The 6,464-nt window shown below is 57.4% G+C and carries 2 protein-coding genes and 3 pseudogenes; all 5 read right to left on the bottom strand.

Features of this window, described 5'->3' with window-relative positions; genetic code table 11:
• Positions 1–92 precede the first annotated feature (92 nt).
• Positions 93–2,231 carry a prolyl oligopeptidase family serine peptidase gene (locus tag AU381_RS00435; RefSeq protein WP_244425041.1) on the bottom strand — a complete coding sequence of 713 codons (2,139 nt, stop codon included), beginning with the start codon at positions 2,229–2,231 and terminating at the stop codon, positions 93–95.
• A 1,109-nt stretch (positions 2,232–3,340) separates the two neighbouring features.
• Positions 3,341–3,859: a carbamoyltransferase C-terminal domain-containing protein gene (locus AU381_RS31165; protein WP_354317289.1), complete on the bottom strand. Its 519-nt coding sequence runs from the start codon at positions 3,857–3,859 to the stop codon at positions 3,341–3,343.
• Between the two features lie 180 nt (positions 3,860–4,039).
• Positions 4,040–5,076 (bottom strand): annotated as a pseudogene (gene nodU, locus AU381_RS31160) (nodulation protein NodU); the annotation flags it as partial.
• A pseudogene (gene nodS, locus AU381_RS00425) lies at positions 5,033–5,661 on the bottom strand (nodulation methyltransferase NodS). The pseudogenes nodS and nodU, both read right to left, overlap by 44 nt.
• 344 nt (positions 5,662–6,005) lie before the next feature.
• Positions 6,006–6,464, bottom strand: a pseudogene (locus AU381_RS00420) (transposase); the annotation flags it as partial.

The raw sequence follows: 6,464 nt of genomic DNA, 5'->3' as shown, positions 1-6,464 counted from the left end.
GTGGTCTCCGTTCGTCCTAAGCAAACAAACAGAATCACAACTGGCTGATTTCACTCAACTCTTTTTCGGTCAGGCTCTAAGGCTTTACGCACTCACTTATTATCCATGAGTTTTTGAAACATGTAGGTGTATTCGAGGGCGTAGCGGCGGGCGTGTTCCTGCAGGTTGGCGGCGGCGGCATGACCGCCCTCGATATTTTCATAATAGTAGAAGGGCAGGCCCATGTCTTCGAACAGGGCGGCCATCTTGCGCGCGTGCACTGGGCCGACGCGGTCATCCTTTGTCGAAGTCTCAAAGAAGGGTTCCGGATACGCTACGCCCGCCTTGACGTTGTGATAAGGCGAGATCGAGCGCAGGAAGGCGCCTTCAACCGGATCGTCGGGACTGCCATATTCGCCTTGCCAGGAGGCTCCTGCCGACATGCGGGTGAAATTGACCATGTCGAGAAGCGGCACCTGGATCACGACTGCGTTCCACAGGTCGGGGCGCTGGATCATTTGCACGCCCATGAGCAGGCCGCCGTTCGAACCCCCCATGATCCCGAGATGCGGTGTCGAAGTAACCTTCTTGGCGATCAGGTCCTGCGCAACGGCCTGGAAGTCGTCATAGACGCGCTGACGATTTGTCTTCAAACCGGCGTCGTGCCATTTCGGGCCGAATTCGCCGCCGCCGCGGATATTCGCGAGCGCGTAGGCACCACCCTTTTCCAGCCACAGTTTGCCGAGCACCGCCGAATAGCTGGGCTGCATTGGAATTTGGAAACCGCCATAGGCATAGAGGATGGTCGGGTTCGTGCCGTCCAGCTTGACGTCCTTGCGCGCTACGAGGAAGTATGGAACCTTCGTTCCATCCTTCGAGGTCGCCCAGAACTGCTGTGCTTGCAGGCCTCCGGCATCGAAGCGTTCTGGGGTCGAAGTGATCTTCTCGACTTGGCCGGTTGCAGCATCGGCGCAAAACAGAGTTGAAGGTTCGAGGAACCCTTCTGAGAAGACGAACAACTGATCGCTCTCATCGTCGCTAGACGTCAGGGACAGCGTCGAATTTTCCGGCAGAGCCAGCTTGAAAGACGACCAGCCGCCCTTGCCGAAATCGAAGCTGCGCACCTCGCTGGTGACATTCGATAGGATCGACAGCACGAGACGATTTTTGGTCTGGGTAGTGCCTGCGACAGATTGATGCTCGTTTGGCATGAACAGCACAAGCGGTTCAACGCGCGCTGGATCGGCGAGCGCCGCCTTGAGATCGAAAGCGATAATCGCACCATTGTGGAAGACGGTGCCTTTGGCCGAGGTCCAGTCCGACTTCAACCAATAGATTGCCTGGCCCTTGTAGTAGCTGCTAAAGACGGCCGTGGTCGGTAGGGGCAGGACCACCTTGCGCGTATCGGTGTGGCCGTTTGGGTAAAAGGCTAGTTCGGTATTGAAGAAGTCGAGGCCGCGATACGAGGTGTCCATAACATACTTGCCATCGATGTCGCGTAGCACGCCGCGCTCAGCCGAGACGTCCTTCTTTTGGCCGCGGAAAATCTCGACCGCCTGATCCAAGCTCTGGCCGCGCTTTACCACCTTGGTGACGTAGGCATAGCCGGAAGAGGTCACTTCACCCAGCGTCCATTCCCGGGTCACGTAGATGGTGTTCTCGTCCACCCAGGTCACGGACTGCTTGCCTTCGGGTAGGACGAAGCCTTCCTTAACGAATTCACCCTTGGCAATGTCGAATTCGCGGACCACATCCGCATCCTTGCCGCCATCGGACAGGCGGATGAGGCAGAGATTGCTCGTGGGCGGCAGGCAGTCCCCGCCTTCGAATACCCAGGTCTTGCCCTCGGCCTTGGATAGCGCATCGACGTCGAGAATTGTGCGCCATTGCGGGTTGCCGGACCTGTAGGACTCCCAGGTCGTGCGCCGCCACAGGCCCTGCACGTGCGTGCCGTCCTGCCAGAAGTTGTCGATCATCCCGTTGCGCGCGAAGCTGGGCGAAGCAATGCGGTCGGTCGCCTGTAGGATCGTCAGAGCGTCGGCCTGGTACTCGCTGTAACGCGGATCTTTCGACAGCTTATCGACGGTCGAAAGGTTATGCGCCTCGACCCAGGTCATCGCCTTGTCGCCGTCGATCTCGTTCAGATAGGCGCGAGGATCGGAGGCGTCCTTGGAAGCTTTGTTGGGGTTGGAATCAATCGCCGTGGCGACGGTGGTCATCTGGGGCTGGGCGGGAGCCGTCATGGTGACCATAGTCATCGCCATCATCAAGTTGTTCAGAAATGTAGTGAGCATGGTTTGCCTCTTCGAAAGCCTCGATAAACGTATTGGAAGCGTTTAAAATCAACCGCTTCGCACCCTTCTTAGCAAAAGCTGTGCCAGTCTGTGTGGGCAAGAGCTGTGCCAGCCCGGTTTTTTCGGGGTCATTGGGAGGCCGTTGTAGGAGAAGTGGCACTGTGTGTCGCAACCGCGAAACGGCGTTGGACGACGTCGGGCGCGGTCGGATCCGGCACTTCAGGGAGTTCGCGCTATAGGGTTGACTCGGGATTGTCGACACCCAGCCTTGCTTTGTGGAAGAACCGCGCTTCTGCGTATGAAGAGCCGCGCCGTCAGCGGCAATTTGGTCAACAAGCTCGGGGGATTTTTCCGAAAACCTGGTAGGCCGGTCAATTCGTCATCCCGGACTGTCCACCCAAGGGCGCACTCCAATAAGGGTCAAAGTTCAGTGCCGATTGACACCTCCGCCAGACCGCTGTCGCTCATCAGGCCGTCGGGGACCCCTCAGGAGCTTCCGGATATCGGACCTATCATTGGCGAGAATTGGCGCCACGGCTCCGAACCAGCCTAGAATGTCGTGATCGACGTACTGGTAGATATCAATCTACTGCCAAACCAGTTCGGTCCAAGGCAAGCTTCCACCTTACCTTGACCGTGCACTAGAGAGCGAGCGCCTCATGCCGGAAGCCGGGCGCCCGACATATATCAACATCCGCGGCGTGCCTTATAGGGCCGAGTTGCTGGAAGAGAACGGTCGCTCACGGGTTCGTATTTATCCTGTGACTGGCTGAGGAATGCGCTTGAGCTGCAATCTCGGTTGTCAGCGGAGCGGCGCACCGCGGGCAAGCCTTTTACCGCCCCAGCCACCGTCATAGGCCTGCTCGTACCAAGGGCGCTCATAGGAACTGCCCTGCGCAATGATATACGAGCGTTTGGTTAGATCGAAAACGGCGAACGGAAGTTCAACTTGTACATTCGATCCAGGAGTTCGCTGCTCCCCAGTGGAAGAGTGACCTTTCGCCGTGGGGCAGCAACCTTATGCGTTGACATACACGTATCTTGCGCGAAGCCCGCGCCCGATAGGATCACGCGGTTGCGGACGGTTTCCTGTATAGCATGCCGTCGCACCATACGTGTTCAACGCGGCCCCACTCGCAGGCTGCGGCTGCACTTGGGAAGAAGCCACGCCCATGGTAATTGGCACTTGTGTTGCAAAGCAACGGAATGCCCGTGAGCTTTTCATATTCGACAAGTACCTCGGCGACCTTATGCTGAGAGTTCCTAGAAATGGTTTGCAGCCGCGCAGATCCGTCAAGATGTACAACTGCAGGAACTTTGTCCTGCCACGGCATCTTCGTCTGGTGATCGAACAACATGTATGGATCGGGCGTTCCGGGACTAAATATATCCGGTGCACGGTCCTCCAGACATATTGGCGCAACTGGCCGGAAGTGTTCGCGGAATTTGATTTCGTTAAGATGATCTTTCATTTCCGGCGAGGTCGCAGCCGCCAGAATGCTTCTTCCTCCCAGTGCCCGTGGTCCAAGCTCGCTGCGCCCGGAAAGGAAAACCACGGGTTTGTTGCTGGCGAGGATGGCGGCCACTTCCGAGATGCTGCACGGGCTAGCATGCCACCCAGCTGGTACTTCGCCTGCTTGCAGGCTCGGGCCGCTGTAGACTGACCAGTCTAATGGCACGAACCCTTGCTGGGCCACTATTTCACAGCAGGCTGCACCAATCGCAGAGCCGCTGTCATTAGGAAAGGGCGGTACCCAAACCGAATCGAACAGGCCTGTCTCGCGCAGCGCACTGTTCCATTTAATATTGAGTCCACAGCCGCCAGCTATGCACAGATTGCGTGCTCCCGGCAGGGGATGGTGCTGCAAGGCGTTCGCCATTTCGTCAACGAGGAGACGTTCGAGGAAAAAATGAGACGATGCAAGCACGTCTTCGGGCGCCTCTGCCCCAATTGGAGCGCGCTCGCAGCGAAAAAATCGTGCACGGCCGCAAGTGAGGATTCCGAGTTGTTGATGTTCGCACGGAAGGCGCAGGCAAGCGCAGTATCGCCGGCAAAGTGTTCTTGATAGAGCTTTTGGAACACAGCAACGATGCGTACGTGAACTGATCCCAGTGCGATAAAGGCCATCAGTTTGCCGGCAACGCCAAGGTCCCAGCCCCCGCGGCTCGTCTGCTTATAGGGGCCGAAGTAGTGGCCCGCGGCAGCGTAGGCCTGACCTGTTACCGGGAACAAGGATTTGACGAAGCTGGCTCGCTTGCCTTCCACATGGTAGAGCTGCGGAAATATGCAGCCGTCCCACACCAGGCAAAGCGCAGGGTCTCCGGATTTGGCAAAGGGGCTGGTGCAGTATGCAGAGGCGACATGGCTCGTCACATGCGGATAGCTTCTGTAGCTAAAAACCCGATCACCAAGTGTGAGGCCGGAGCCGCCGATCCAATCGAGAAGTCCCTCGGCGTGACGTTCAACGTAAGGCGCGCCTCTGAGGATAACAGGAGTCTCCCCACTGAGGACCTTGAACCGCGACTCGGCCTCACCGTCCCAGCCGTCGATGACAAACTGATCAACATCTCTTGCATTGACCCCGTTTTCCGCCAGAGCCGCCACAACAGCATCGAGATTGTTGATTTCTTGATAGCGCGAATTGTTATTCCGCTTCTCCTGCTCAGTACAGAAGACGAGCCTTCCATCCTCGACAACGGCGATAGCCCCGTCATGGGTTAACTTGATGCCACAGACGCGCTTAGTGTCTCTATCCAAATCAGGTAGTCGATTTCTGAAAACGGGAAAGCAAGCAGTCTTCATTGACCGATGCGCCGCGGCAATAAAGCTGCTCCACCTCGATCAACGTTTCGTTCAACATCGCGATGACGGTCTCGGTACCGGCCACATGCCCCCAGCGCCGGCAATTAGCATCGATTGCGGATCCAAAAACCATGTGCCCACTTGGCGCCAGCATGCTCACCAGGTTGTGAACGGCGGTGCGTATCGCGGCTACATCCTCGAGATAATAAAGAACTTCGGCCACGACGATCAGATCGAATAGCTGCTGAGTCGAGAACTGTCGAACGTCAGCGACTATCCAGTTGATGTGAGACGATTCCTTCATCCGTTGCCTCGTTCGAGCAATCGCTCGCGGCACCACATCAATCACAGTCAGCCGCTTGCAATAAGGCGCCAGTTTTCCGTGAATGCGCCGGCCGCGCACCCGACTTCGAGTGCGTTGGTGATAGGACCTTGGGAAAACGACAACCGAAGCATCTGCGAATGTCGCTCCTGCTCGAACGCATTGGCGTCGAGCCGCCATGGGTCCTCCTCCGCCAGCTCACGGTGCAATAAATGATAGTTGTTGACCCGCGTCAAATTTGGCTCCGAAACACTGTGCACGATTTTGCTGGGTGGGGAGAGCGAGGCGAATCCGGAGGCGTGGAATGCACGCGAATTCCCGAGAAAGCGGTCGCCGGCAACGATGGCTCCGTCAATACTGCTACTTGTGGGCCCTTGAGTTCGCTCGAAGTAAAATCGATTTTTGTGATGCCAAACATCCAGGTTATGGAAGTTTCGCCAGTTCCGGTCACTCCAAGGGCGGGCGTGTTGGGGGCTGCTCGGCTTGATCGCATTCGTCTGGAGTGAAGAGTTGGAGTAGTCGCCCGATCGTTGAGAGGATGGTGTCCCGATGGGTGGTGTAGCTCGCGCCTGATGGCCGTGCTTTCCGGCAAGGGCCGGAGGGGATATCAGCGTGCGACTGCAGGCAGGCTGATTTGCGGATCATCGCTCATCGACGCCATAGTCTCAAGTGTCATATACCTGGCCCGCTGAACGGCCCATTCGTCGTTTTGCTCGAGCAGTAATGCGCCGACGAGGCGGACAATGGCTTCGTCGTTGGGAAAGATGCCGACGACCTCGGTGCGGCGCTTGATCTCGCCATTGAGGCGCTCGATTGGATTGGTCGAGTGCAGCTTTGCCCGGTGCTCTTTCGGGAAAGTCATGTAGGCGAGCACATCCTCTTCGGCATCATCCATAATGGCGGCGAGCTTCGGCACTTTTGGTCTTATCTGGTCGGCAACATTGCGCCACTGCGTGCTGGCAGATTCCGCCGTACCTGGGCGAATGCCGTGGCGATGAAGGCGGAGACGACACGCCTGCCGCTCTTTCCGGCATGCGCCAGCACATTGCGCATGAAATGAACCCGG

Source organism: Sinorhizobium glycinis (assembly GCF_001651865.1).
Classification (GTDB): Bacteria; Pseudomonadota; Alphaproteobacteria; order Rhizobiales; family Rhizobiaceae; genus Sinorhizobium; species Sinorhizobium glycinis.
Note: the sequence above shows the minus strand (reverse complement) of the source record. Positions and strands in the feature narration are given on the sequence as shown.